Here is a 22362-nt window from a genome sequence, read left to right as displayed (position 1 = left end):
CGCGCAACTCCCCGCGCTCGCCGCACGGGCCGCCCGTGGCACTGGCGTCTGACGGACCCTCCGGAGAGTGCGGAGTTTGGGGACGGACTGTCAGTCGCGACCCGTATTCTCAGTGACCATGCTCGAAGACCTGACGACCGCAGCGTCCCCCGTCTCCTGGCCGGCCGCGTATCCACAGGGGTACGCGGTCGTCGACGTCGAGACCACAGGCCTGGCCCGGGACGACCGGATAATCTCGGCCGCCGTCTACCGGCTGGACGCGCGCGGTGAGGTCGAGGACCACTGGTACACGATGGTCAACCCGGAGCGGGACCCGGGCCCGGTGTGGATCCACGGCCTGACGAGCGACGTGCTCGAAGGCGCCCCGCTCTTCCAGGAGATCGCCGAGGAGTTCGCCGCCCGGCTCGCCGACCGCGTGCTCGTCGCGCACAACGCGGTCTTCGACTGGTCGATGATCGCCCGGGAGTACGCGCGCGCGGAGCGCGAGGCTCCGGTGCGTCAGCGGCTGTGCACCATCGCGCTCTCCAAGGAGCTGGGGCTTCCGCTGCCCAACCACAAGCTGGCGTCACTGGCCGCGCATTTCGGCGTCGTACAGCAGCGGGCGCACCACGCGCTGGACGACGCGCGAGTACTGGCCGAGGCGTTCAGGCCGAGCCTGCGGGCCGCCGCGCGGGACGGAGTCCGGCTGCCCCTCCTCGAGTGCCGGCCGCTCACGGAGTGGTCCTCCGGCCCCTCGATCGGGCGGCAGGGCGGCGGTTACCCGTCCGGGAGTTGGCGCCCCTCGCGCAAGCGACCCGCCTGCCCCTACCCCAACCCCGGCCGCTACGTGGCGGACAGGCCGCTCAGGCAGGGCATGCGGGTCGCCTTCTCCGGGGACACGTCCGTCGACCGTGAGCTGCTGGAGGACCGTGCCGTCGAGGCCGGGCTGCATGTCGCGACGAGCCTGTCCCGGCTCACCAGCCTGCTCGTCACCAACGACCCGGACTCCCGTACGTCCAAGGTGGCCAAGGCCAGGCAGTTCGGGACACCGGTGATCGACGAGGCGGCGTTCGGACAGCTCCTGCGGGATGTGGAACCGGCCACGCGACCGTGACCGGGTGGACGTCAGACGGGTGATTGCGGGACGACTCGCCCGGCGTCCGCTCGCCCCCGTCCCGTCGGCGCCCCACCCTGTGGCGCATGGCGAGATGTGAAGTTTGCGGCAATGACTACGGCATGTCGTTCGAGGTCCACGCGCAGGGCGCGGTGCACGTCTTCGACTGCTTCTCCTGCGCGATCCACCGGATGGCCCCCATCTGCGAGCACTGTCGCGTCCAGATCATCGGCCAGGGGGTCGAGGTCGAGGGACGCTGGTTCTGCGGCGCGCACTGCGCCCGCGCGGAGGGGAAGGTGGGGATCATCGACAACGTCTGAGCCCCTCCCGGCGGCCGGGCCCCGCGCCCGCTTCGATCCGCACCCCCTTCGATGCACCCCACGACCGAGTTGTACGGTCGTGGGGTGTACCGCTTCCTGTTGACCCGGCAGTGGGTGATTCTCACCCTCGTGGCCCTCGCCCTCATCCCCACGATGATCAAGCTGGGCTACTGGCAGCTGCACCGCCACGAGCACAAGGTGGCGCTGAACACGGTGATCGCCGACTCGCTCGCCGCCACGCCGGTGTCCGCCGAGTCGCTCACCGCCCCGGGCAAGGGCATCAAGCACGACGACCTCTACCGCCGGGTGACCGCCAAGGGCCACTTCGACACCGCGCGCGAGGAGGTCGTACGCCGTCGCACCGACTCCGACGGCGCGGTCGGCTACCACGTCCTGACGCCGTTCGTCCTGGACGACGGCCGGGTCCTCATCGTCAACCGGGGCTGGATCGCGGCGGACGCCTCACAGAGCGCGTTCCCGAGGATCCCGGCGCCCGCGAAGGGCGAGATCACCGTCACCGGCAGGCTGAAGGGCGACGAGACGACCGCCGACAGCGGCATCAAGAACGTCCAGGGCCTGCCCGACCGCATGGTCATGCTGATCAACAGCGAGCAGGAGTCGAAGCGGCTCGGCGAGCAGGTCCTCGGCGGCTACATCGAACAGACCGCCCCGGAGCCCAAGGGCGACTCCCCCGAGCTGATCCCCGACCCCGAACACGGCGACATCGGACCCCACATGGCGTACGCCGTCCAGTGGTGGCTCTTCTCCGCGGGCGTCCCCGTCGGCTGGGTGGTCCTGGTCCGCCGCGAACGCCGCGACCGGGCGGAGGCGGCGGCCACGGCCGCGAGCACCCCGGAAGCGACCCCGGCGACCGTGTAGGACCTCACCCCCGGCTCCCGCCGCGCCGTCACCCGGTCGGCTCCCTCGCGGATTGCCGTTCGTCCCCGGCGGGAACCCCGCAGACGTGCACCGACGCATCGAGGACTACGCGCTCATCGGGGACGAACAGACCGCCGCCTTGGTGGGACGGGACGGTTCCGTCGACTGGCTGTGTCTGCCGCGGTTCGATTCCGCGGCCTGCTTCGCCGCGCTGCTCGGCGACGACAGGCACGGCAACTGGCGGCTCGCGCCCAAGGGGGCGGGCGACTGCACCCGGCGCGCCTACCGCCCCGACACCCTCGTGCTCGACACCGAGTGGGACACGCCCGAGGGCTCGGTCCGGGTGACCGACCTGATGCCGCAGCGCGAGGGCGCCCCCGATCTCGTACGCATCGTCGAAGGGCTCAGCGGCCGGGTGACGATGCGCGGCCTGCTCGGGCTGCGCTTCGACTACGGGCTGGTCGTGCCGTGGATGCGCCGGGCGGACGGCCACCACGTTGCGGTCGCGGGCCCGGACGCGGTGGCGCTGCGCAGCGAACCGACCGTGCGCACCTGGGGCAAGGACTTCCGTACGCACACGGAGTTCACGGTCGCCGAGGGCGAGAAGGTCGCCTTCGTCCTGACCTGGTACCCCTCGCACCAGCCACGCCCGCCGCTGTGCGACCCGTACGAGGCGTTGGCCACCAGCGTCGAGGAGTGGCAGGCGTGGTCGGCGCGCTGCCGGTACGACGGTCCGCACCGGGACATCGTGATGCGGTCACTGCTCACCCTCAAGGCCCTCACCTATGCGCCGACCGGCGGCATCGTGGCCGCCCCCACCACCTCCCTGCCCGAGGAGCTCGGCGGCGTACGCAACTGGGACTACCGCTACTGCTGGCTGCGCGACTCCACCCTGACCTTCGGCGCGCTCCTATCGGCGGGCTACCACGAGGAGGCCGAGGCCTGGCGCGACTGGCTGCTGCGCGCCGCGGCGGGCGACCCGGCGGACCTCCAGATCATGTACGGCCTGTCCGGCGAGCGCCGGCTGACCGAGTACGAGATCCCGTGGCTGCCCGGCTTCGCCCACTCGAGCCCGGTCCGCGTCGGCAACAACGCCGTCAAGCAGTTGCAGCTGGACGTGTACGGCGAGGTCATCGACTCGCTGTCGCTGGCCCGGAGTTCGGGCCTGCCCGTCAAACCTCACATGTGGCGCGTGCAGGTCGCGCTGATGCAGTTCCTGCGGACGGCGTGGCGGCAGCCGGACGAGGGGATCTGGGAGGTGCGCGGCCCGCGCCGGCACTTCGTGTACTCGAAGGTGATGGCCTGGGTGGCCGCCGACCGCGCCGTCCGCGCCCTGGAGGCCGACCCGCGGCTCGACGGCGACCTGGCCGTATGGCGCGGGATGCGGGACGAGGTGCACCAGGAGGTGTGCGAGCGCGGCTACGACGCCGAACGGAACACCTTCACGCAGTCCTACGGATCCCGGGAACTGGACGCCTCGCTGCTGCTCATCCCCCGCGTCGGCTTCCTGCCCCCCGACGATCCACGGGTGGTCGGCACCATCGACGCGATCCGCGACGAGCTGGGCCACAGCGGTTTCCTGCGCCGCTACAGCGTCGGGGAGACTGATTTCGACAGCGAACAGGGCGGCGTCGACGGCTTGCCGGGCAGCGAGGGCACCTTCCTGGCCTGCTCGTTCTGGCTCGCGGAGGCACTGCATCTGACGGGCCGTACGCGGGAGGCACGCGAACTGTTCGAACGGCTGGTGGCGCTGGCCAACGACGTGGGTCTGCTCGCCGAGGAGTACGACCCGCTGGCCGGCCGCCAGCTCGGGAACTTCCCGCAGGCGTTCAGCCATATCGGCCTGGTGAACACCGCCCTCGTCCTGTTCGGGGGCAAGAGGACAGAATAGGACCATGGATCTTGGACTGAAGGACCGTGTGTACGTCGTCACGGGCGCCACCCGTGGTCTGGGCAACGCCGCCGCGCGTGAACTCGTCGCCGACGGCGCGAAGGTGATCGTCACCGGACGCGACGAGGAGACCGTCACCGCCGCGGCGACCGCGCTCGGCCCCAACGCGTTCGGGGTCGCCGCCGACAACGCCGACCCCGCGGCGGCCGAGCGGCTCGTCGAGGCGGCGCGGCAGCACTTCGGCCGCTTCGACGGGATCCTGATCAGCGTCGGCGGCCCGGCGCCCGGGTTCGTCGCGGACAACACCGACGAGCAGTGGACGGCCGCCTTCGAGTCGGTCTTCCTGGGCGCGGTGCGGCTGGCCCGCACCGCCGCCGCGGAACTCGGCGAGGGCGGTGTCATCGGCTTCGTGCTCTCCGGCTCCGTGTACGAGCCGATCCCGGGTCTGACCATCTCCAACGGGCTCCGCCCCGGCCTCGCGGGCTTCGCCAAGTCCCTCGCGGACGAGCTGGGCCCGCGCGGGGTCCGGGTCGTCGGACTGCTCCCGTCCCGCATCGACACGGACCGGGTCCGCGAGCTGGACGGCCTCTCCCCGGACCCGGAAGCCGCCCGCGCCGCCAACGAGTCCCGCATTCCGCTGCGCCGCTACGGCACTCCGGACGAGTTCGGGCGCACGGCCGCGTTCCTGCTCTCCCCGGCGGCGTCCTACCTGACGGGCATCATGCTGCCGGTGGACGGCGGCATGCGGAGCGGGTTCTAGGGCCTTCCCGGAGGTTCCGCGGCTTGCGGGGCCTCCGGGTGACTCAACTCACCCGCTCGGCGCGGTGCTTGACCCCGCGGAGGCGTACCTCGGCGGGGAGCGCGGCGAGGCCCGCCGAGTCGCGTGCGTGCGCGAGCGCCTCGGTGGTCAGTGAGTGCAGTGCTTGCCCGGGGTCCACATGGGGCTCCAACAGGAGCTGCACACGCGCCTCGGGGCCGCCGCGCCGTCCGGTCAGCTGGACCTGCGCCCGCTGGACGCCGTCCAACTGCCCGGCCTCGTCAGCCAGTACGCCCTCCAGGGCCCGCCCGCGCAGCAGGGCGCCCTCGCCGCCGCCGGTGTCGACGATGACTTCCGCGAGGCGGCGCCGGCGCAGTACGGCCGCCAGCCACCACAGCGCGAGCAGGACGAGCACCGCGAGGGCGGCGATGACGACCGGCCACCACCAGCCCTCATCCCGCCACCGCGCCCGGTCGGCGTCGCTGACCAGCACGTCGTGCCGCCCGTCGTGGATCCACCACGAGGGCGGGTTCACCCCGAGTCCCACGGCGAGCACGGAGCCGCCGAGGACGACCAGCGCCAGGCCGACGACTCCCAGCAGTACACGGTTGACGATCCGCAGCATCCGGCTCACCCCTTCCGGCCCGGGCGTCCGACGCTGACCGACAGGGCGGGCGGCCGGGTGAGGCCGAGTCCCCTGATGCCGTCGGCGAGCGTGGCGTCCAAGTCGGTTCGTACGTCGTCGAGTTCACGGAAGTGGGCGACCGCCCGGACGTCGGCCTTCGCCCGGCCCATCCGGACGCGGACCGACTGCACTCCGGCGACCTCCATGGCCCGGTCGCGCAGCGCGGTCGCGGCGGCGCCCCGGTGCAGCCCGGCCCGTACGTCGGCGTGCGGGCGGCGCATCGGCAGGATGTCGCGCAGCCCCGGTGTCACCGCGAGGACGATCAGCCAGAGCCCGAGGGCCGCGGCCACTCCGGAGCCGACGAGCACCCAGGTGTCGTCCAGAGGGCGTTCGGCGAGCTGCCGGGCCAGCGACCTGCGCCAGTGCATGGCGGGCCGGTCGGCGCGCACCGCCGCGACGTCGTACAGGAAGGCGCCCGCGCCGACGAGGACCAGTACCGCGAGAATCCCCGCGGGGACGCGGCGGGCCGACCAGAAGCGGCCCGATCCCCCGCCCCCCTCGTCGAGGACGGGCAGCGGTTCCTCCTCTGCGGCCTTCTCCAGTACGGGCAGCCGTTGGGTGGTGCCCTCGGTTCCCTGGGACTCGCTCACTGCGTCCTCCCGTGTGCGCCCGGCGCCTGTGCCAGATGCAGCCGCTCCACCTGGACGGCCACCTCCGGTACTTCCATCCCCGCCAACGCGCCTACCCGCTCAACGACATGACAACGCACCGCACCGCACTGCGCGCCGATGTCGGAGGGATATTGGAGTTCGAGGCTGACACGGATGCGGGCGGTGTTCTGGTGCACGACGACCGTGGCGTGCGGGGGCACGGCGTCCGGCGGCAGCGCCGCCAGTGCCTCGCGTGCCGCCTGGCCGGCGATCTTCGCCACCACCCGGTCGGTGATCCGGGTCGCGCCCCGCTCGGCCGGCTCGATGTCCGTCACGGGCCGCCGTGTGTCACCGAGCCGGCCGGGCTGAGTGGTCACGCGTCACCGCCGCCGGTCGTCGCGGGAACGGAAGAAGTCACCGAGCTCCAGGTCCCCTTCGAGGAACCGCCCGACGACGAAGCCGACGGCACCGAGGGCGGCCACCAGAAGGAAGGCCCCGAAACCCCCGAAGTACCCGGCGAAGCCCAGCGCCATTCCGGCGATCATGCCGATCACGGCCAAGCTCATGGTGCGCTCCTCAGCGATTCGGTTGCTGCGTCGGGCGGATCGGGGCCCAGCGTGTCACTGGAGCCGCGACTCCGGCTCCTCGTCCTCTTCGTCCGGCAGCTTCACGTCGCTGACGGCGATGTTGACCTCGACGACCTCGAGTCCGGTCATGCGCTCGACGGCCGCGATGACGTTCTCCCGCACCGCGCGGGCCACGTCCGCGATCGACACGCCGTATTCGACGACGATCTCCAGGTCGAGCGCGGTCTGAAGCTCACCGACCTCGGCCTTGACGCCCCGCGAGACGGACTTCGTACCGCCGGGAACCCGGTCCCGTACGGCCCCGAAGGTCCGGCTCAGCCCGCTGCCCATCGCGTGCACGCCGAGTACGTCGCGGGCGGCAAGCCCGGCGATCTTCTCCACGACCCCGTCGGCGATGGTGGTGCGTCCCCGGGTCGCGGGATCACCGCCGCCGCGCTTGGAGGGCTTGCGTGTGCCCAGCGGCTCCCGCTCGCCCTCGGGGGTCTCCGGCCGCTTCCGCTCTGTCATGTCGGTCATCGCCGTACATCCCTTTCGGTCGTCGTCCTTCGCCCACAGTAAGTCGGGTCGCGCGCTCGCGCGCCGGGGATGCGGCAGGCTGGAGCAATGACGGCGGACTCGTGGGCGCAAGAGGTACGACATCGGCTCGGGCTCGGCAGGCTGCTGTCCCTCGGTGTCCCGGGCGACGGCGCGTGGATCACGGAGGTGGCCGCCGAGTCCGTGCTGCGGCGGGCGGCGGCTCCCGTGCGCGGGGTCCGCCTCGGCACGCTACGGATCGCCCTCGCGGACCCCGACCGGTCGCTGGACCCGGCGGTGCCCCCGCCGCCCAGCGCGCTGCCGCCCGGCCCCCTGCGCGTCAGCGCGGAGTTCACGGCCTCGGCGGATCCCACCGCCCCCGACGCGGAACCGCTGCCGATGACGGCTGCCCGGCTGCGTCTGGCCCTGGCCACGGCGGCCACGGAACTGCTCGGCCTGGCGGTCACGGAAGTGGACCTGCGGGTGACGGGGTTGCCGGCGGAGGACCAGGAACCCGCCGCCGTACGCCCCGATGACGTACGACCTGCCGCCGAGCCGGCCGGTGCCGACGAGGCACGGGTGGCCACGGCCGCGCTGTCCGTCCCGGGTGTCACCCATCTGACGGACACCTTGGGCCGTTCGGTGCACATCGAGGACGGCCGTGCCGGAGAGGGCGCTCTGCCCCGCCGTCACGTCCGGGTGGAGCTGGCGGTCTCGGGGCGCGCATCCGAGGTGGCGCGGGAGGTCGGGAAAGCGGTCACGAACGCGCTGCCGGGCAGCCCGTCGGTGGCGGTCCTGGTGACGGCGGTCCGCTGAACGGGTGACTCCACGCGCCCCGGGCCCGGCGACGGGCTCGATCACCGACCCCGGCAAGGCACGGTCGACGGGCCTTCGCGGCTGACCGGGCCGTCCCTCGTGCTCGTGGCCGGGCGACGGGCTCAGTCGCCCACTCCGGCGAGGTCGCGCAGGCGACGGGCCTGGGCGGCGCGCTCGGCGCCGCGCTGTTCCTCGTACGTCCGTCCCTGCACCCCGCGCAGCAGCGCCTTCGTCTCGATGACGGCGTCGCGCGGCGCGGCCACCAGGGCGCCCACCAGGTCCCGTACCGCGTCGTCGAGCTGGTCGGCGGGCACCGCGAGGTTGGCGAGCCCGGTGCGCTCGGCCTCCTCGGCCGTCACGAAACGCCCGGTGGCGCAGATCTCCAGCGCACGGGCATAGCCCACCAGGCCGACCAGCGGATGCGTACCGGTGAGGTCGGGCACCAGGCCCAGGCTGGTCTCGCGCATGGCGAACTGCACGTCGTCCGCGACGACGCGCAGGTCACAGGCGAGGGCGAGCTGGAACCCCGCACCGATGGCGTGTCCCTGCACGGCGGCGATGGACACGATGTCGTTGCGCCGCCACCAGGTGAACGCGTCCTGGTACTCGGCGATGGTCGCGTCGAGCTCGGCGTCGGAGCCTCGCGCGAGGTCGATGAACGACGGTTCGCCGTCGAAGCCCTCGGGCGTGAACGCCTGCCTGTCGAGCCCCGCGGAGAAGGACTTGCCCTCGGCGCGCAGCACCACCACCCGGACGGTGCCCGGCAGCGACTGACCGGCCTGCGTCAACGCCCGCCACAGCGCGGGACTCTGGGCGTTGCGCTTGGGCGCGTTGGTCAGTGTCACCGTGGCGACGGAGTCGTCGATGGTGAGCCGTACGCCGTCCTTGTCGAATACCGGGTCGAGAGAAGCCATGGACGCCTCCGATGCGTGCGGTCAGGGTGGATGCCGTACCTGGACATCCGTAAGTGACTGCACAGTAACCACCCGGTCGATCACGGGACCGACCGGGTGGTCACCACCGAAGCCGATGGGGACGCCCGGCCTCAGGCCGAGGCGGCCTTCTTGCCCCGCGTCGCTCCGCCACGCCCACGAAGGGTGACGCCCGATTCGCTGAGCATCCGGTGCACGAAGCCATACGAGCGGCCGGTTTCTTCGGCCAGCGCTCGGATGCTCGCACCGGAGTCGTACTTCTTCTTCAGGTCTGCCGCGAGCTTGTCGCGCGCGGCGCCGGTTACCCGGCTGCCCTTCTTCAGAGTCTCGGCCACCCGTGCCTCCTCGTGGGAAGTGCGCTCTGGACTCTCATGATCACCCCTCCCGGGCTTCATGGCCACCCATTCGGCAAGGTCGGTGAGACAAGGTTTTGACGACAGGAGCCCGTCCCCACGAGTGGAACCAGGCATTCCGGCTGTCGTTCTCCGTACGGCCGAACGGGTTCATCCGCGAAGTGCCAGGTCAGGGACGCGAGACGGCCGAGCCCCTGGGAACGAAGGGCTCGGCCGGAAAATCGGTGTAGGACACACCTCGGTACGAGGAGATCTCACACCATTGATGGATCACGGATCGGCCGAATGATCCATACGCAGTGGATCAGTCGTTCGATCAAGCGGCGGTGACCGACCGCCGGGGGCTCAGGCGAGGGCCACCAGGTCCGCGTAGTCCGCGCCCCATAGGTCCTCGACACCGTCGGGCAGCAGGATGATGCGCTCCGGCTGGAGCGCCTCGACCGCGCCCTCGTCGTGGGTGACGAGGACGACGGCGCCCTTGTAGGTCTGCAGGGCGCCGAGGATCTCCTCGCGGCTGGCCGGGTCGAGGTTGTTGGTCGGCTCGTCCAGGAGCAGGACGTTCGCGGAGGAGACCACGAGGGTGGCCAGGGCCAGCCGGGTCTTCTCGCCGCCGGAGAGGACACCGGCCGGCTTTTCGACGTCGTCCCCGGAGAACAGGAACGAGCCGAGCGTCTTCCGCACCTCGACGAGGTCCAGGTCGGGGGCCGCGGTGCGCATGTTCTCCAGGACCGTGCGCTCCGGATCGAGGGTCTCGTGCTCCTGCGCGTAGTAGCCGAGCTTGAGGCCGTGGCCCTCGACCACCGAGCCGGTGTCGGGGGTCTCGACGCCGCCGAGCAGGCGGAGCAGGGTCGTCTTGCCCGCGCCGTTCAGGCCGAGGATCACGACGCGTGAGCCCTTGTCGATGGCCAGGTCGACGTCGGTGAAGATCTCCAGGGAGCCGTACGACTTCGACAGTCCCTCGGCCATCAGCGGGGTCTTGCCGCAGGGCGCCGGCTCGGGGAAGCGCAGCTTGGCGACCTTGTCGGAGACCCGCACGGCGTCGAGTCCGGCGAGCAGCCGGTCGGCCCGCTTGGCCATGTTCTGCGCGGCGACCGTCTTGGTGGCCTTGGCGCGCATCTTGTCGGCCTGCGAGTGCAGTACGGCGGCCTTCTTCTCGGCGTTCTGCCGCTCGCGCTTGCGGCGCTTCTCGTCGGCCTCGCGCTGCTGCTGGTAGAGCTTCCAGCCCATGTTGTAGACGTCGATCTGGGCGCGGTTGGCGTCCAGGTAGAAGACCTTGTTGACGACCGTCTCGACGAGGTCGACGTCGTGGGAGATCACGATGAAGCCGCCGCGGTACGTCTTGAGGTAGTCGCGCAGCCAGACGATCGAGTCGGCGTCGAGGTGGTTCGTCGGCTCGTCGAGGAGGAGTGTGTCGGCGTCCGAGAAGAGGATGCGGGCCAGCTCGATACGGCGGCGCTGACCGCCGGAGAGCGTGTGCAGGGGCTGGCCGAGCACGCGGTCGGGCAGGTTGAGCGCGGCGGCGATGGTGGCGGCCTCGGCCTCGGCGGAGTACCCGCCCTTGGTGAGGAACTCGGTCTCCTGGCGCTCGTACTGCCGCATCGCCTTCTCGCGGGTGGCGCCCGCTCCGCTGGCGATGCGCTGTTCGTTCTCACGCATCTTGCGGATCAGGGTGTCCAGGCCGCGGGCCGAGAGGATACGGTCGCCGGCGAGCATGTCGAGATCGCCGGTGCGCGGGTCCTGCGGGAGGTAACCGACCTCGCCCGAGCGGGTGACGTTGCCCGCGGCGGGGGTGCCCTCACCTGCGAGGACCTTGGTGAGTGTGGTCTTGCCCGCGCCGTTGCGGCCGACCAGACCGATGCGGTCGCCCTTGGCGATACGGAAGGTGGCGGACTCGATGAGGAGGCGGGCGCCGGCGCGCAGCTCGATTCCGGAGGCGGAGATCACGGACAGACTCCAGGGCAGGGTGATTGACGGGGTGGACGGCTGAGGACGTTCCCGCCGTCTAGTGCGCGAGGAGAATGGCCATGGGCCCAGTCTAACGGGGCGGTGCAACCACTTTTTCTGCGTTGGGGCGTTCGGGACTGTGACGCTCGTTGCCCAGCGGCGTCCGGTCCGGGGTGATCCTGCCGAGGTCGTCCACCGCGATGATCTCGTCGGTCCAGGAGTCCACGGCGTCACCGGCGGGGCAGGGCTGTGCGATCAGGAGCACCGTGCCGTGGCGCAACGCGCGCGTGGGCGCGAACTCACATCCCTGCCGGGCGGGCAGTACCCAGCGCAGATCGCCGTCCGCGACGCGGTAGGCGGCGATGCGCCGCGGGGTGACGACGGCGAGCATGCGGGCGCCGAGGGGCCGCAGTACGCCGCTCCCCCCGTTCGCCGCGAGCCACCGGGCGGCCCCGGGAAGGCCCCGGTGCCAGCGCACCGCGCCGCCGAGCGCGGTGTCGGTGACCAGCCCGTCGTCCCAGAGCGCGAAGGCCTCCCCGCGCGCGTGGACCACGGCCAGCGGACGACGCCCCTCCCGCGCGTAGCTCCAGCGAGGGCGCCCGGTCGTCCCGTCGTACGCCTCGACCGCGTCCTTCGTCGTACGCAGCGAGGGACGCGCGTCACTGTCCACGCGCGCGTGGACGGTGATCTGGTCCCCGTAGGGGGTGGGTCGCGCCTGCTGGGCCGCGACGAGGACGGGGGCCGCGAGGAGGAGGGCGAGAGCTGGTGGGAGGAGGCGGCGGAGGGCGTGGCGCCGTGACTCCGGCGGGTGCGGGTGCGGAGGCGTGGGTGCTGGGGCTGGGGCCGGACACGGTGCCGGTGCGGTCACCTCGACCGGTAGCTCGACGGGTAGAACGACCACCTTTCCCCCTCTACGCCCACTCGGTCTCTCGCCCACTCGGTCCTCGGATCAGGCGCAGAGCGTAGGCGCGGGCCGGAGGGGTAGTCGTCGGGACACGGCGGGTGGGCGAGGAGGCGTCCCCCGTTCGGACCTCCGCCCGGAGCCGGGGTCCTGGGGGCGTACGAGGATGACGCCAGAGACCGACGCCAGAGATCGACGGATGTACGGCAGAGGGTGGAGTGCCCATGCAGTTCGACGACGACGCCAACCTGGACACCTCCCAGGTGCAGGATGTGCGCGGCAGTCGAATCCCCGGCGGCAGGGCGACCGTGGGAGGCGGCCTCGCCGGAATCATCGCCCTCCTCCTCGGCCTGTTCTTCGGGGTGGGGCCCGACCAGCTGGGGCTCTCGTCCGGTGACGACCAGCCCGCGGCGACCGCCTCCTCCCTCGCGCAGGTCCAGGAGACCTGCCGGACCGGACAGGACGCGAACACCAAGGACGACTGCCGCATCGTGGCGGTCGTCAACAGCGTGCAGACCTACTGGACGCAGGAGTTCACGCGCCGCGACAGCACCTATACAGGCTCTCCCACGGTGTTCTTCAGCAGTCGCGTCGGCACGGCGTGCGGCACCGCGACCTCAGCGGTCGGGCCCTTCTACTGCCCGGGCGACCGCAAGGTCTATCTGGACCTGGACTTCTTCGACGAGCTGCGCACCAAGTTCGGCTCCAGCGGCGGTCCGTTCGCGCAGGCGTACGTGGTGGCGCACGAGTACGGGCACCATGTGCAGGACCTGATGGGGACCCTGGGCAGGGCGCAGGACGGTGCGACCGGCGCGAACAGCAACGCCGTGAAGGTCGAGCTCCAGGCCGACTGCTACGCCGGGGTGTGGGCGCACCACGCGACGACCACGAAGAACCCGTCCACGGGTAGGCCGCTGCTGACCAGCCTCACGGACGCCGACATCCGGGACGGCCTGGACGCGGCGGCGGCCGTCGGGGACGACCGGATCCAGGAGAGGTTCCAGGGCCGGGTGACCCCGGAGACCTGGACCCACGGCTCGGCCGGGCAGCGGCAGCAGTGGTTCAACCAGGGTTACCGCACCGGCGACATGGCCCGGTGCAACACCTTCCGCTGACCTTTGGCCGACCTCTCGCGGTCGCTCGGCAGGGCGTTGTCAGTGCCCGGTGCCAGACTGGGCACAGATCGGATTCCGGCGGCGGGACGAGAGGGAGTGATCGGCATGGCAGTCATCGACAGCGGGCGCCCGAGCATCTACCCGACACTGTTGTACGCGGACGCGAAAGCGGCGATCAGGCAGCTCACGGAGGCCTTCGGCTTCACCGAGCTCTCGGTGTACGAGGGCGAGGACGGCGCGGTGATGCACGCCGAGCTGACGCAGGGGAACGGCGCGGTGATGCTCGGCTCCAAGGGCCGCGGCGGAGTCTTCGACAACGCGATGAAGGGCGCCGGGCCGGTGGGGGTGTATGTCGTCGTGGACGACGTCGACACCCACCATCAGCAGGCCGTGGACCACGGCGCGGAGATCCTGATGCCCCCGACGGACCAGGACTACGGCTCACGGGACTACATGGCCCGGGACATCGAGGGCAACATCTGGAGCTTCGGGACGTACGCCCCCGAGATAGCGGCGTAGGTCTCCGACATCGCGGCGTGGCCCCCGGCACATGGGCTTGGAGGCCCGTCCCTCCCCGGCGCCGGGAACCGAGTGGCTGGTCAGCTCCCCCAGGTGTGCACCTGGAAGGCGGCCCGGCGGACGGCCTTGGCCAGCGCCGGGTCCGGGTGGGCGGCGGCGAGCGCGACCAGGACCTGCACCGTGCGGGGATGCCCGACGGCACGCACCTCGTCGAGGAGCTTCGGCACGGTGGGCTGCACGGCCGACTCCAGGTGGCGCACGAGCAGCGGCGCCTCCCCGTGGTCGGCGACGGCGGCGGCGGTGTCGACCCAGAGCCAGGTGGCCTCCGCGCGGGTGAGCACCTTGTGGGCGTCCTCGGGGTCGTGTCCGTCGTGCTCGGCGAGCCACAGCAGGGCGTAGGGGCGCAGCGAGGTCTCCTCGGCCGCGGCGCGTACGTCGGGTTCCGCGGGGGCGCCGACCACGCGCAGCGCCTCGAAGGCGAGGCCGCGGCTGAGGGCGTCCTCGCCGCGAGCGGCGTCGAGGAGCTCGGTGATGGCGCTGCCGACGGGGCGGGCGGCGAGCCAGGCGCGGTATTCGGCGCGGGCCGCGTTCGGGCGGAGCTGGGCGCAGCCGCGGAGCATGTCCTCGGCGGAGTGCTCGATGTTCCCGGCGGGGCTCTGCGCGGCCACGCAGATCTGCTCCAGCTTGACCCAGACCGCCCAGTTGCCGAGCGGGGTGAGGGTGGCCTGGCCGTCGGCGCAGGTGAGCGCGTCCACGGAGGCCAGGGCGTGCAGGGCCCAGTCGAGGAGAGGGGCGAGCGGGGTGTCCTCGGCGGCGGCCTGGTCGACCGGCTCGGGCTGAGGGCCGTAGGGGATCTCGCAGCGCTCGGTGCGCAGTTCCGTGACGCGCTGTTCGAGGAGGTCCAGGAGTTGCTCCACCGGGACGGGTCCCGCGGAGAGCTGGAGGAAGGAGAGCACCTGGGGCATCGCGGAGACGACCTCGGCGACGGCGGACGGCTCCCGGTCCGCGGGCTCCGGGTGGGCGAGCGACCAGGCGTCGAAGAGGGCGACCCAGCCGCGCAGTACGGCGCTGTCGTCGCGGTTCCAGGCGCGCAGCCGCCAGCCGGGGCGGGCGCTGCCGCCGTGCACCTCGACGAGGCCGGCCAGACGTGCGGTGTCCCAGTCCGCGCGGATCTGAGCCGGGGTCAGTCCCAGGTCGGCGGCGGCCCGTTCGGCGGAGGCGTCGGAGAGAGTGCCCTTGCCGTCGGGGGTCGCGTTGTCGGGTGTCGCGCCGTTGCGGCCGGGGCCGAGCGCGGCGTCCGCCCAGCGGGCCACGCGGGCCGCGTCGGAGAGGCAGGTGCGTGCCATGCGGGCCAGTTCCCCGGGCGGCGGAGTGCCCTCGGGCGGGCGCGGTGCGGGGCGCTGCGAGCGGCGTTGGGTCACCGCTCGGGGAGCGGCGGCAAGGGGCCGCGGGCGGACGAGTCGGAGCCTGGAGTCGCGCGGGTTACGGGACGTCACGGGTGCAGTCTTCCGGTTGACCGTCCGAAAACCCAAACGGAATGAGCCTTTGCCCTTCCGCGGACACCGCCCGCGGGCCCGCGCGCGCCCGGAAACGGGGCTGTCCCCGCACGGCGGACCGGCTGAAAACAGCCCCTCCGCCGCTCCTACATCAGCGGGGTGAGGAAGCGGCGCAGGGCCTCTTCGTAGCCTGCCGGGTCGGCGTTCCACATGGCACCGTGCGGGGCGTCCGGGACCGTGTGCAGGGTGACCAGCTCCGGCCGCCGCTCGGCGAGCCGGCGGGAGGGGCCCCAGGGGGCGATGGTGTCGTCCGGGCCGTGCAGCAGCAGGGCCGGCACCTTGAGACGGTCGGGGCGTGCGGCGTTCTCGGTGCGGTCGCCGTGCAGGCCCGTGCGGCCCTGGGCGGCGCGCACCGCGAGCGGCAGCAGGGCGCTGGGGGTGTGCCGGGCGGTGGCGAGGGCGCGCAGCGTGGTCTCCCAGCTGAGGACGGGCGAATCCAGCACGAGGCCGCAGATCCGGTCGCGCAGCGAGGAGTGCGCGGCGGCGCGCAGGGCCATGGTGGCGCCGGTGGACCAGCCGAACAGGACGATCCGGTCGGCGCCGTAGCGCACCGCGTAGCGGATCGCCGCGTCGAGGTCGCGCCACTCGGTCTCGCCGAGGTGGTGCAGGCCGTCCGGGGAGCGGGGTGCGCCGAGGTCGCCGCGGTAGGCGAGGTCGAGGACGGGGAACTGGTGGCGGTTCAGGAACTCCATCACGTTCATCGGGTGTTCGCGCGTGGTGCCCAGGCCGTGCACGGTGATCACCCAGGTGTCGCGGACGCCGGGCACGAACCAGGCGGGCAGGGCGCCGAGTTCGCCGGGGACGTCGATGTCGGCGTGGTCGAGGCCGAGGGCGGAGCCCGGGTTGCCGATGTGCACGTTCGGGGTGAACCACACCTTGTCGCCGGGCTCCAGGGTGCCGTGGGTGACGCGTTCCAGGCGCCGTACGACCGTGTCGACGGGGTGTGGCTCGCTCTCCACGACCGGGCCGACAACCGCGTGGGAGCCGTCGCCGGCCAGCCCGTACGTGCCGGGGCGCAGCGAGGCCAGATCCCGGGTGAGCGTGATCCCGCCCGCTGTCGTGGCGTGCACGGTGAGCCGGGGCTCGGTGGGCAGCGGCCTCCCCGACGGCGCCTTCAGCGCGGCGTCACTGGCGAACCGGCCCGCCAGAACGGAGGCCGCGCCCGCGGCGATGGCTACGGTGACGGCAGCGGCCGCCGCTTTGACAGTGCGCACGCGTCCAGTCTCCTGGGGGTGCCGGTTTCCGGCCAGCGGGGTGAGCTCTCCGGTGGAGGCAGGGCTCGGACTCACGCCTCCCGGCGAGGGCGAAACCGGCGCCTTCCATGGCGTACGGGGTTCGGCGGTTCCGGGACGGCGGGACGGACGGTGCGCCCAGACGGGCGAGGGCGGGCTTCGTGCGGGAAGTGGCCGGTGTCCGGCACGGCCGTGAGCCGCGTCCCGGTTGAGGAAAGCGGACCGTCGGGGCCGTAAGCGGAACGCGAACGGATGCCGGGCGGACCGGCAGCCGGGCAGGCGTTCCGCCCGCGACCGGGGGGTGGGCTACCCCCGCTGCCCGTACCCCCGCAGCCGCTCCCCCGCCTCGTCCACCTGCTCGCGTGTCAGCAGTGAGGGGGACAGGCCGGGTACCGAGGACGCGGTCAGCCAGACGCGGCACATCCACTCGAGCTGGGCTGTGCGGTCGTAGGCCTGGGAGAGCGAAGCACCGTGGGCGATCGTGCCGTGGTTCTGGAGGAGGCAGGCGGTGCGTCGGCTGAGGGCCAGGCGCATGTTCTCGGCCAGCTCCGGGGTGCCGTAGGTCGCATAGGGGGCGACGCGGACCGGGCCGCCGAGGTCACCCGCCATGTAGTGGATCAGGGGGAGCTCGGCGACGAGTGTCGAGACGGCCGTCGCGTGCGGGGCGTGGGTGTGGACGACGGCGCGCGCGTCGGTGGCGCGGTAGACGGCGAGGTGCATGGGCAGTTCGCTCGTCGGAAGGAGCGAACCCCGCACCTGCCGGCCGTCGAGGTCGACACCCACCGCGTCACCGGGCGTCAGCCTGTCGTAGGGAACTCCCGTCGGCGTGACCAGGACGGTGTCCCCGACGCGTACGGAGACGTTGCCCGAGGTGCCGACGACCAGCCCGTCGGCCACCGTGCGGCGGGCCGTCGCGACGAGTTCGTCCCACGCCCGTTCCTCCGCGCCCCGCGCGTCGGGCGCGTGCCGCTCACGCGCCCCCTGTGCACCCTCGCGCCCGCCCCGATCGCCCCGTGCGTCCCGCCGCTGCTCAGCCATCCCGCGATCCTGCCAGGCGCCGGCTTCGACACGACGACGGCGAAGGCATTTCAGGGCGGAACCCAGGCATCCGTAAGACCACATATAGGCATGTGTCGCCCGCTTGTGAGCAGTTGGCCGGAGCTTGCCGAGCTTTCGACGATCTTCCAGTAACCTCTGGGTGGATTTGTCGCGTACGTCGCCATTCCGGGGGGAAACATGGCCCGTGATCACAGACTGTCCCGCCATCGCGCCCGCGTCATCGCGGCCACCGTCGCCGCCCTCACCGTCGGAGGGTCCGCTCTCGCCGAGGCGTCGGCCTCCGCGGCCGGCAAGCCCAAGGGGCACGACGTCTCCTCGCACCAGAAGAACGTCGACTGGCAGAGCGCCAGGACGAAAGGCGCACGGTTCGTCTACGTCAAGGCGACCGAGTCCCACACCTACCGCAATCCGTACTTCGACCAGCAGTACAACGGGGCGCGCGAGGTGGGCATCCTGCACGGCGCCTACCACTTCGCCCTGCCGGACAGGTCGTCCGGCACCGCCCAGGCCGCGCACTTCGTACGCAACGGAGGCGCCTGGCGTGCGGACGGCTGGACGCTGCCGCCCGCGCTCGACGTCGAGTACAACCCGTACGGCAGGAACAAGTGCTACGGCCTGACCAAGGCCGGGATGGTGACCTGGATCAAGGCGTTCAGCGACGAGGTCAGGCGCCGGACCGGGCGCCGTCCGGTGATCTACACGACCACGCACTGGTGGAACACCTGCACCGGCAGCAGCCGGGCCTTCGGCGCGAACCACGCCCTGTGGCTCGCGCGCTACGACTCCGCGACCGCGGGCGCCCTGCCGGCGGGCTGGTCCCTCTGGACCTTCTGGCAGTACGACAACAGCGGCAGCCTGCCGGGTGACCAGAATCTCTTCAACGGATCCACGGCTCAGCTCCAGAAGCTCGCCGAGGGATAGCGCAAGCGGCGGAATCCCTTGTTCCGCCTGCGTTCGAGACGTCGGAACAGGTGTCGGACTCGTGCCGAATCAGCGACGAACCACCCCTTTCGCACCATCGAAGGGCTTGCTCGACGCATGCGACACTTTCAATGCCCCCCAAGTTCATCTTCCGTTCATTCAGGTTGCTTACGGTCCACCTGCCACTGACGTCCAATAGAAGTCTGGGTTAATGGAACACATCACGCTCCTCCTCGGAATCGTGATCGTTACCGCTCTCGTGTTCGATTTCACGAACGGTTTCCACGACACCGCCAATGCGATGGCGACGACCATTTCGACCGGTGCCCTGAGACCGAAGACGGCGGTGGCCATGTCCGCCGTGCTGAATCTCGTCGGTGCGTTCCTCTCCGTGGAGGTCGCCAAGACGATCTCCGGCGGCATCATCAACGAAGAGGGCATCCGCACCGAAGTGATCTTCGCGGCGCTCGTCGGCGCCATCCTCTGGAATCTGCTGACCTGGCTTCTGGGCCTGCCCTCCAGTTCCTCCCACGCACTCTTCGGCGGCCTCATCGGCGCCGCGGTCATGTCGGCCGGCTGGTCGTCGGTGAACGGTTCGACCGTGGTCACCAAGGTGCTGCTTCCCGCGATCGCCGCGCCCCTGGTGGCCGGACTCGCCGCGATGCTGGCCACCCGGCTGACGTACCGGATCGGCAGCCGTGCCGACGAAAAGGCGACCGCCAAGGGATACCGCGCCGGCCAGATCGCCTCGGCGGGGCTCGTCTCGCTGGCCCACGGTACGAACGACGCGCAGAAGACGATGGGCATCATCACCCTCGCGCTGGTCACCGGCGGTGTGATCGCGCCGGATTCGAACCCTCCGACCTGGGTCATCATCTCGGCCGGTATGGCGATCGCGCTTGGCACCTACCTGGGCGGCTGGCGCATCATCCGCACGATGGGCAAGGGCCTCACCGACCTCGCGCCGCCGCAGGGCTTCGCCGCCCAGACCAGTGCCGCCACGGTCATCCTGGCCTCCTCCCACCTGGGCTTCTCGCTCTCCACCACGCAGTCCTGCTCCGGCGCCGTGATGGGCTCGGGTCTCGGCCGCAAGGGCGGTGTCGTCCGCTGGTCGACCGCGACCCGGATGTTCATCGCCTGGGGCCTCACGCTCCCGGCGGCGGGCCTGGTCGGTGCCGGCGCGGAGTTCCTCACCAAGCAGGGCACCTGGGGCATCGTCCTGACGGGCGGCCTCCTGGTGACCGGCGCGGGTGTCATCTGGAACCTGTCGCGCCGTCAGCCGGTGACCATCGACAACGTCAACGAGACCGACGCCGGGCCCTCCGGCGTCGTCACCAACGCGATCGCCGCGGTCACTCCGCCTCCCGCGGGCCCGCTCCCCGGTGACCTCAAGGCCACCATCCCGTCCCCGGACGCGGAGCCCACCGCTCCGGCCCCGGTGTAAGGAACGAACAGCATGCACATCGACTGGGCAGCGCTCGGCTCCGTGTTCGGAGTCAGCCTGGTGGCCACCGTGGGCCTCGTAGGCCTCTTCACCCTGGGCATCGTCGGCCTCTCCAAGCGCGAGTCGGCACCGGCCGGGGGCGGCAGCGCCGCCCTCGCGGTCACCGGCGCGTACGCCTGCTTCGCGGCGTGCGCGGCGGCGGTGGCGTACGGCATCTATCTGATCGTGGCCTGACGCTCCATCCGGCCACGATCCGGCAGCCCTCCCGACCGCGGCCCGAAGGCCCGCCCGGGCCGCGGTCCGACGGCCCGCCTCGACGACCGAAGCCGGGTGGGGCGCACGTCAAAGTGCGCCCCACCCGGCTTTTTTCTGCCCGTTGACCTCAGGCGACTCACTCGATCGAGCGTACGCGATGCGGCGAAGCGACATATGTCATACTGGCACCAAGCTCTCTGATAGCGTCGACCGACCATACGGCTCCCTGACATATGCCATTCATGGAGCCGTCACGACGACAGCGAGGAGCCACCATGCCGAGGGATGTCGATCCGAGCCTGAACCGCCGCAGACTGCGGCTCGCGCTCCGCAAGGCCCGCGAGGCCACGGGGCAGTCACAGGGGCAGGCCGCCCACGCCCTCGACTGGTCACTCTCCAAGATCATGCGAATCGAGCAGGGCACGGTCAGCCTCTCGGTCACCGATCTGCGCGCCCTGCTCCAGCAGTACGAGGTGGCGGAACTCGAACTCGTCACGGAGTTGGAGGAAGCCGCGCGCGGTTCGAAGGGCGCGAGCTGGTGGGCCCAGTACAACGACATCCTGGGACCGGGGTTCGGTCAGTACCTGGGCTACGAGAGCGCCGCCGCGTCGATCCGTACCTACAACCCGATCGTGGTGCCCGGCTTTCTCCAGACCGACGACTACGCGATGGCCCTGCTCACCCCCCGGGTCGATGAGGCGCGGGCCCGGCGAATCGTGGAGCTGCGCACCGCGCGCCAGGAACGCACGATGGAGGGCGAGGACCCGCCGTTGACCTTCTTCGTCGTCGACGAGGCGGCACTGCACCGGCAGGTCGGCGGACCGAGGGTGCAGCGCGCCCAGTTGCAGCACCTCATCGACACCTCGAAGCGCCCCCAGGTGTCCCTCCAGGTGCTCCCCTTCGCCGCGGGCGCCCACTACTCCACCCGCGGCAGCTTCATCCTGCTGGGCTTTCTCGACGACGAGGACCTGCTCTATCTCGAGGTCCAGGGAAACCAGTCCACCCGTGACGACCACGAACTGATCGTGCGCCACCAGGAGTGTTTCGAATATCTCCGTGAGGTCGCCCTCGGCGGAGAGCAGGCCATCGAACTGATCAGCCGGATCAGGGACGGTATCGACAGCAGCTGATCTGCCGGGCCCCAGCAGCCCGGGAGAAGCGAGGAGGCCTCATATGCTGCCAGCCGCGTGGAATGAGTGGTGGCGGGAGGTCTTCACTGCCATCGGGCGGGCACCCTGGCGTACCGGCGGTGCGGACGGTGCCCAAGGGGCCGGTGGAGCCACCGGTGCCCAAGCGCCCGCTGGAGCCACCGCCGCTCACGCCGGTGACCCTTCCGACGGCGACGACGGCGGGAGCGGCGACGCGGACGCCGACGACATCCCCTCCGCCGACTCGGCTCGGTGGCAGACCCCCGTCGCCGACCTCTCCTACAACCAGCTCGTGCGGGACGCGATGGCGGACCAGGACCGTGCCGACCGGATGGACACCCTGGACCGTCATCGCACGGACGACCATCTCCGGGTCTTCACCACGAAGATCGTCTACTGCACCAGCTGCATCCTCGTGCTGGTGGCGGGCCTCGCCGGACTGCTCGGCGCCATGGCGGCCTTCGGACTGACCAACCCATGGCTGATGGGTACCGTGACCGGCGTCGTGATGACCCCGGTGGTCGCTATGAGCCGTCAGCTGGCCAAGGTGATCGCGCAGACCGGTTCGACGGAACCCGCCCTCAGCGACGACCGCCGGGCCGTGGTCCCGGCTCAGCGGCAGTCCGAGCTGCCGGCGGACAGGCAGTCGGCGGACGATTCCTCCTGAACTCCGCCAAGCCCCACCACAGTCCCGCGGCCACGGCTGTCACCGCGGCCACCAGCACCCAGGCGGTAAGCCGCGCGGCCATGCCGTCCACCAGCAGTGCGGCTGCCGCGCCGGTCAGCGCGGCCATCGCGCCGAGCACCGCGCACATCAGCACGGTCCCGAGCGACACCGAGATCCTCCGCGGC

At 71.6% G+C, this 22362-nt stretch carries 26 protein-coding genes; 14 read left to right on the top strand and 12 right to left on the bottom strand.

All coding sequences use genetic code 11. From position 1 onward, the window contains the following. The first annotated feature begins 118 nt into the window (after positions 1 to 118). From ACIBLC_RS34475 to ACIBLC_RS34455, 5 genes are all read left to right on the top strand, one after another. Positions 119 to 1093 carry a DEDDh family exonuclease gene (locus tag ACIBLC_RS34475; protein WP_399215315.1) on the top strand — a complete coding sequence of 325 codons (975 nt, stop codon included), beginning with the start codon at positions 119 to 121 and terminating at the stop codon, positions 1091 to 1093. A gap of 86 nt (positions 1094 to 1179) precedes the next feature. Continuing rightward, positions 1180 to 1413 (top strand): hypothetical protein, encoded by a 234-nt coding sequence (locus ACIBLC_RS34470; protein ID WP_399215314.1) that lies wholly within the window; start codon positions 1180 to 1182, stop codon positions 1411 to 1413. 84 nt (positions 1414 to 1497) lie between these two features. Then, positions 1498 to 2292: an SURF1 family protein gene (locus ACIBLC_RS34465; RefSeq protein WP_399215313.1), complete on the top strand. Its 795-nt coding sequence runs from the start codon at positions 1498 to 1500 to the stop codon at positions 2290 to 2292. Between the two features lie 85 nt (positions 2293 to 2377). Then, on the top strand, positions 2378 to 4183 hold the full coding sequence (locus tag ACIBLC_RS34460; protein ID WP_399215312.1) for a glycoside hydrolase family 15 protein: 1806 nt from the start codon (positions 2378 to 2380) through the stop codon (positions 4181 to 4183). 4 nt (positions 4184 to 4187) lie between these two features. Next, positions 4188 to 4943, top strand: coding sequence for an SDR family oxidoreductase (locus tag ACIBLC_RS34455; RefSeq protein WP_399215311.1), 756 nt, complete (start codon positions 4188 to 4190; stop codon positions 4941 to 4943). A 43-nt stretch (positions 4944 to 4986) separates the two neighbouring features. Here the strand turns inward: ACIBLC_RS34455 and amaP are convergent, their stop codons facing one another. The 5 genes from amaP to ACIBLC_RS34430 are packed head-to-tail and all read right to left on the bottom strand — an operon-like array spanning position 4987 to position 7318. Next, entirely contained in the window at positions 4987 to 5565 is a 579-nt protein-coding gene (amaP, locus tag ACIBLC_RS34450) for an alkaline shock response membrane anchor protein AmaP (protein WP_399215310.1), read from the bottom strand. 5 nt (positions 5566 to 5570) lie between these two features. Continuing rightward, positions 5571 to 6215 (bottom strand): DUF6286 domain-containing protein, encoded by a 645-nt coding sequence (locus tag ACIBLC_RS34445; RefSeq protein WP_399215309.1) that lies wholly within the window; start codon positions 6213 to 6215, stop codon positions 5571 to 5573. Beyond that, positions 6212 to 6550 carry a hypothetical protein gene (locus tag ACIBLC_RS34440; protein WP_399215308.1) on the bottom strand — a complete coding sequence of 113 codons (339 nt, stop codon included), beginning with the start codon at positions 6548 to 6550 and terminating at the stop codon, positions 6212 to 6214. Before ACIBLC_RS34440 ends, ACIBLC_RS34445 begins: the two co-directional genes overlap by 4 nt. 45 nt (positions 6551 to 6595) lie before the next feature. Further along, on the bottom strand, positions 6596 to 6781 hold the full coding sequence (locus ACIBLC_RS34435) for a hypothetical protein (RefSeq protein WP_399215307.1): 186 nt from the start codon (positions 6779 to 6781) through the stop codon (positions 6596 to 6598). 54 nt (positions 6782 to 6835) lie between these two features. Continuing rightward, positions 6836 to 7318 carry an Asp23/Gls24 family envelope stress response protein gene (locus ACIBLC_RS34430; RefSeq protein WP_399215306.1) on the bottom strand — a complete coding sequence of 161 codons (483 nt, stop codon included), beginning with the start codon at positions 7316 to 7318 and terminating at the stop codon, positions 6836 to 6838. A gap of 87 nt (positions 7319 to 7405) precedes the next feature. On the opposite strand from ACIBLC_RS34430, the gene ACIBLC_RS34425 reads away from it, so the two are divergent. Beyond that, positions 7406 to 8131, top strand: coding sequence for a nucleopolyhedrovirus P10 family protein (locus ACIBLC_RS34425; protein ID WP_399215305.1), 726 nt, complete (start codon positions 7406 to 7408; stop codon positions 8129 to 8131). Between the two features lie 122 nt (positions 8132 to 8253). Here ACIBLC_RS34425 and ACIBLC_RS34420 read toward each other — a convergent pair whose 3' ends face one another. The 4 genes from ACIBLC_RS34420 to ACIBLC_RS34405 all read right to left on the bottom strand — a co-directional run bounded on the left by ACIBLC_RS34420 (position 8254) and on the right by ACIBLC_RS34405 (position 12030). Beyond that, positions 8254 to 9045, bottom strand: coding sequence for an enoyl-CoA hydratase/isomerase family protein (locus ACIBLC_RS34420; protein ID WP_399215304.1), 792 nt, complete (start codon positions 9043 to 9045; stop codon positions 8254 to 8256). Positions 9046 to 9176: 131 nt separating this feature from the next. Further along, positions 9177 to 9398, bottom strand: a complete 222-nt coding sequence (locus ACIBLC_RS34415) for a helix-turn-helix domain-containing protein (protein ID WP_006123601.1) — start codon at positions 9396 to 9398, stop codon at positions 9177 to 9179. A 363-nt stretch (positions 9399 to 9761) separates the two neighbouring features. Next, positions 9762 to 11360, bottom strand: a complete 1599-nt coding sequence (locus ACIBLC_RS34410) for an ABC-F family ATP-binding cassette domain-containing protein (protein ID WP_399215303.1) — start codon at positions 11358 to 11360, stop codon at positions 9762 to 9764. Between the two features lie 91 nt (positions 11361 to 11451). Continuing rightward, positions 11452 to 12030, bottom strand: coding sequence for a hypothetical protein (locus ACIBLC_RS34405; RefSeq protein ID WP_399215302.1), 579 nt, complete (start codon positions 12028 to 12030; stop codon positions 11452 to 11454). 6 nt (positions 12031 to 12036) lie between these two features. Between ACIBLC_RS34405 and ACIBLC_RS34400 the strand changes: the two genes are divergently transcribed. The 3 genes from ACIBLC_RS34400 to ACIBLC_RS34390 all read left to right on the top strand — a co-directional run bounded on the left by ACIBLC_RS34400 (position 12037) and on the right by ACIBLC_RS34390 (position 13895). Further along, positions 12037 to 12159, top strand: a complete 123-nt coding sequence (locus tag ACIBLC_RS34400; RefSeq protein WP_399215301.1) for a hypothetical protein — start codon at positions 12037 to 12039, stop codon at positions 12157 to 12159. A gap of 326 nt (positions 12160 to 12485) precedes the next feature. Continuing rightward, positions 12486 to 13376, top strand: coding sequence for a neutral zinc metallopeptidase (locus tag ACIBLC_RS34395; protein WP_399215300.1), 891 nt, complete (start codon positions 12486 to 12488; stop codon positions 13374 to 13376). Positions 13377 to 13481: 105 nt separating this feature from the next. Beyond that, positions 13482 to 13895 (top strand): VOC family protein, encoded by a 414-nt coding sequence (locus tag ACIBLC_RS34390; RefSeq protein ID WP_399215299.1) that lies wholly within the window; start codon positions 13482 to 13484, stop codon positions 13893 to 13895. A gap of 80 nt (positions 13896 to 13975) precedes the next feature. Here the strand turns inward: ACIBLC_RS34390 and ACIBLC_RS34385 are convergent, their stop codons facing one another. The 3 genes from ACIBLC_RS34385 to ACIBLC_RS34375 all read right to left on the bottom strand — a co-directional run bounded on the left by ACIBLC_RS34385 (position 13976) and on the right by ACIBLC_RS34375 (position 17721). Continuing rightward, complete coding sequence (locus ACIBLC_RS34385; protein WP_399215298.1) at positions 13976 to 15391, bottom strand: hypothetical protein; 1416 nt, start codon at positions 15389 to 15391, stop codon at positions 13976 to 13978. Between the two features lie 146 nt (positions 15392 to 15537). Beyond that, on the bottom strand, positions 15538 to 16665 hold the full coding sequence (locus ACIBLC_RS34380; protein ID WP_399215297.1) for an alpha/beta hydrolase family protein: 1128 nt from the start codon (positions 16663 to 16665) through the stop codon (positions 15538 to 15540). Between the two features lie 324 nt (positions 16666 to 16989). Beyond that, positions 16990 to 17721 carry a class II aldolase/adducin family protein gene (locus ACIBLC_RS34375; RefSeq protein WP_399215295.1) on the bottom strand — a complete coding sequence of 244 codons (732 nt, stop codon included), beginning with the start codon at positions 17719 to 17721 and terminating at the stop codon, positions 16990 to 16992. A 198-nt stretch (positions 17722 to 17919) separates the two neighbouring features. Here ACIBLC_RS34375 and ACIBLC_RS34370 point away from each other — a divergent pair, with 198 nt between their 5' ends. From ACIBLC_RS34370 to ACIBLC_RS34350, 5 genes are all read left to right on the top strand, one after another. Beyond that, entirely contained in the window at positions 17920 to 18663 is a 744-nt protein-coding gene (locus tag ACIBLC_RS34370; protein ID WP_399215294.1) for a lysozyme, read from the top strand. Between the two features lie 211 nt (positions 18664 to 18874). Next, on the top strand, positions 18875 to 20107 hold the full coding sequence (locus ACIBLC_RS34365) for an anion permease (RefSeq protein ID WP_399215293.1): 1233 nt from the start codon (positions 18875 to 18877) through the stop codon (positions 20105 to 20107). A 12-nt stretch (positions 20108 to 20119) separates the two neighbouring features. Continuing rightward, positions 20120 to 20341 carry a hypothetical protein gene (locus ACIBLC_RS34360; protein WP_399215292.1) on the top strand — a complete coding sequence of 74 codons (222 nt, stop codon included), beginning with the start codon at positions 20120 to 20122 and terminating at the stop codon, positions 20339 to 20341. A 296-nt stretch (positions 20342 to 20637) separates the two neighbouring features. Continuing rightward, positions 20638 to 21492: a helix-turn-helix domain-containing protein gene (locus tag ACIBLC_RS34355; protein ID WP_399215291.1), complete on the top strand. Its 855-nt coding sequence runs from the start codon at positions 20638 to 20640 to the stop codon at positions 21490 to 21492. 43 nt (positions 21493 to 21535) lie between these two features. Then, positions 21536 to 22177, top strand: coding sequence for a hypothetical protein (locus tag ACIBLC_RS34350; RefSeq protein WP_399215290.1), 642 nt, complete (start codon positions 21536 to 21538; stop codon positions 22175 to 22177). Positions 22178 to 22362: the final 185 nt, after the last annotated feature.

The sequence above is a fragment of the Streptomyces sp. NPDC050535 genome (assembly GCF_044457665.1).
GTDB lineage: Bacteria > Actinomycetota > Actinomycetes > Streptomycetales > Streptomycetaceae > Streptomyces.
This window is presented reverse-complemented; position numbering and strand designations above follow the sequence as displayed.

What these genes read in the sequence shown, in the direction of transcription:
- ACIBLC_RS34475 (WP_399215315.1), top strand. Translation starts at nt 119, where the DNA reads ATGCTCGAAGACCTGACGACCGCAGCGTCCCCCGTCTCCTGGCCGGCC.
- ACIBLC_RS34470 (WP_399215314.1), top strand. Translation starts at nt 1,180, where the DNA reads ATGGCGAGATGTGAAGTTTGCGGCAATGACTACGGCATGTCGTTCGAG.
- ACIBLC_RS34455 (WP_399215311.1), top strand. Translation starts at nt 4,188, where the DNA reads ATGGATCTTGGACTGAAGGACCGTGTGTACGTCGTCACGGGCGCCACC.
- amaP (WP_399215310.1), bottom strand. Translation starts at nt 5,565, where the DNA reads ATGCTGCGGATCGTCAACCGTGTACTGCTGGGAGTCGTCGGCCTGGCG.
- ACIBLC_RS34435 (WP_399215307.1), bottom strand. Translation starts at nt 6,781, where the DNA reads ATGAGCTTGGCCGTGATCGGCATGATCGCCGGAATGGCGCTGGGCTTC.
- ACIBLC_RS34430 (WP_399215306.1), bottom strand. Translation starts at nt 7,318, where the DNA reads ATGACCGACATGACAGAGCGGAAGCGGCCGGAGACCCCCGAGGGCGAG.
- ACIBLC_RS34425 (WP_399215305.1), top strand. Translation starts at nt 7,406, where the DNA reads ATGACGGCGGACTCGTGGGCGCAAGAGGTACGACATCGGCTCGGGCTC.
- ACIBLC_RS34420 (WP_399215304.1), bottom strand. Translation starts at nt 9,045, where the DNA reads ATGGCTTCTCTCGACCCGGTATTCGACAAGGACGGCGTACGGCTCACC.
- ACIBLC_RS34395 (WP_399215300.1), top strand. Translation starts at nt 12,486, where the DNA reads ATGCAGTTCGACGACGACGCCAACCTGGACACCTCCCAGGTGCAGGAT.
- ACIBLC_RS34390 (WP_399215299.1), top strand. Translation starts at nt 13,482, where the DNA reads ATGGCAGTCATCGACAGCGGGCGCCCGAGCATCTACCCGACACTGTTG.
- ACIBLC_RS34375 (WP_399215295.1), bottom strand. Translation starts at nt 17,721, where the DNA reads ATGGCTGAGCAGCGGCGGGACGCACGGGGCGATCGGGGCGGGCGCGAG.
- ACIBLC_RS34370 (WP_399215294.1), top strand. Translation starts at nt 17,920, where the DNA reads ATGGCCCGTGATCACAGACTGTCCCGCCATCGCGCCCGCGTCATCGCG.
- ACIBLC_RS34365 (WP_399215293.1), top strand. Translation starts at nt 18,875, where the DNA reads ATGGAACACATCACGCTCCTCCTCGGAATCGTGATCGTTACCGCTCTC.
- ACIBLC_RS34360 (WP_399215292.1), top strand. Translation starts at nt 20,120, where the DNA reads ATGCACATCGACTGGGCAGCGCTCGGCTCCGTGTTCGGAGTCAGCCTG.
- ACIBLC_RS34355 (WP_399215291.1), top strand. Translation starts at nt 20,638, where the DNA reads ATGCCGAGGGATGTCGATCCGAGCCTGAACCGCCGCAGACTGCGGCTC.
- ACIBLC_RS34350 (WP_399215290.1), top strand. Translation starts at nt 21,536, where the DNA reads ATGCTGCCAGCCGCGTGGAATGAGTGGTGGCGGGAGGTCTTCACTGCC.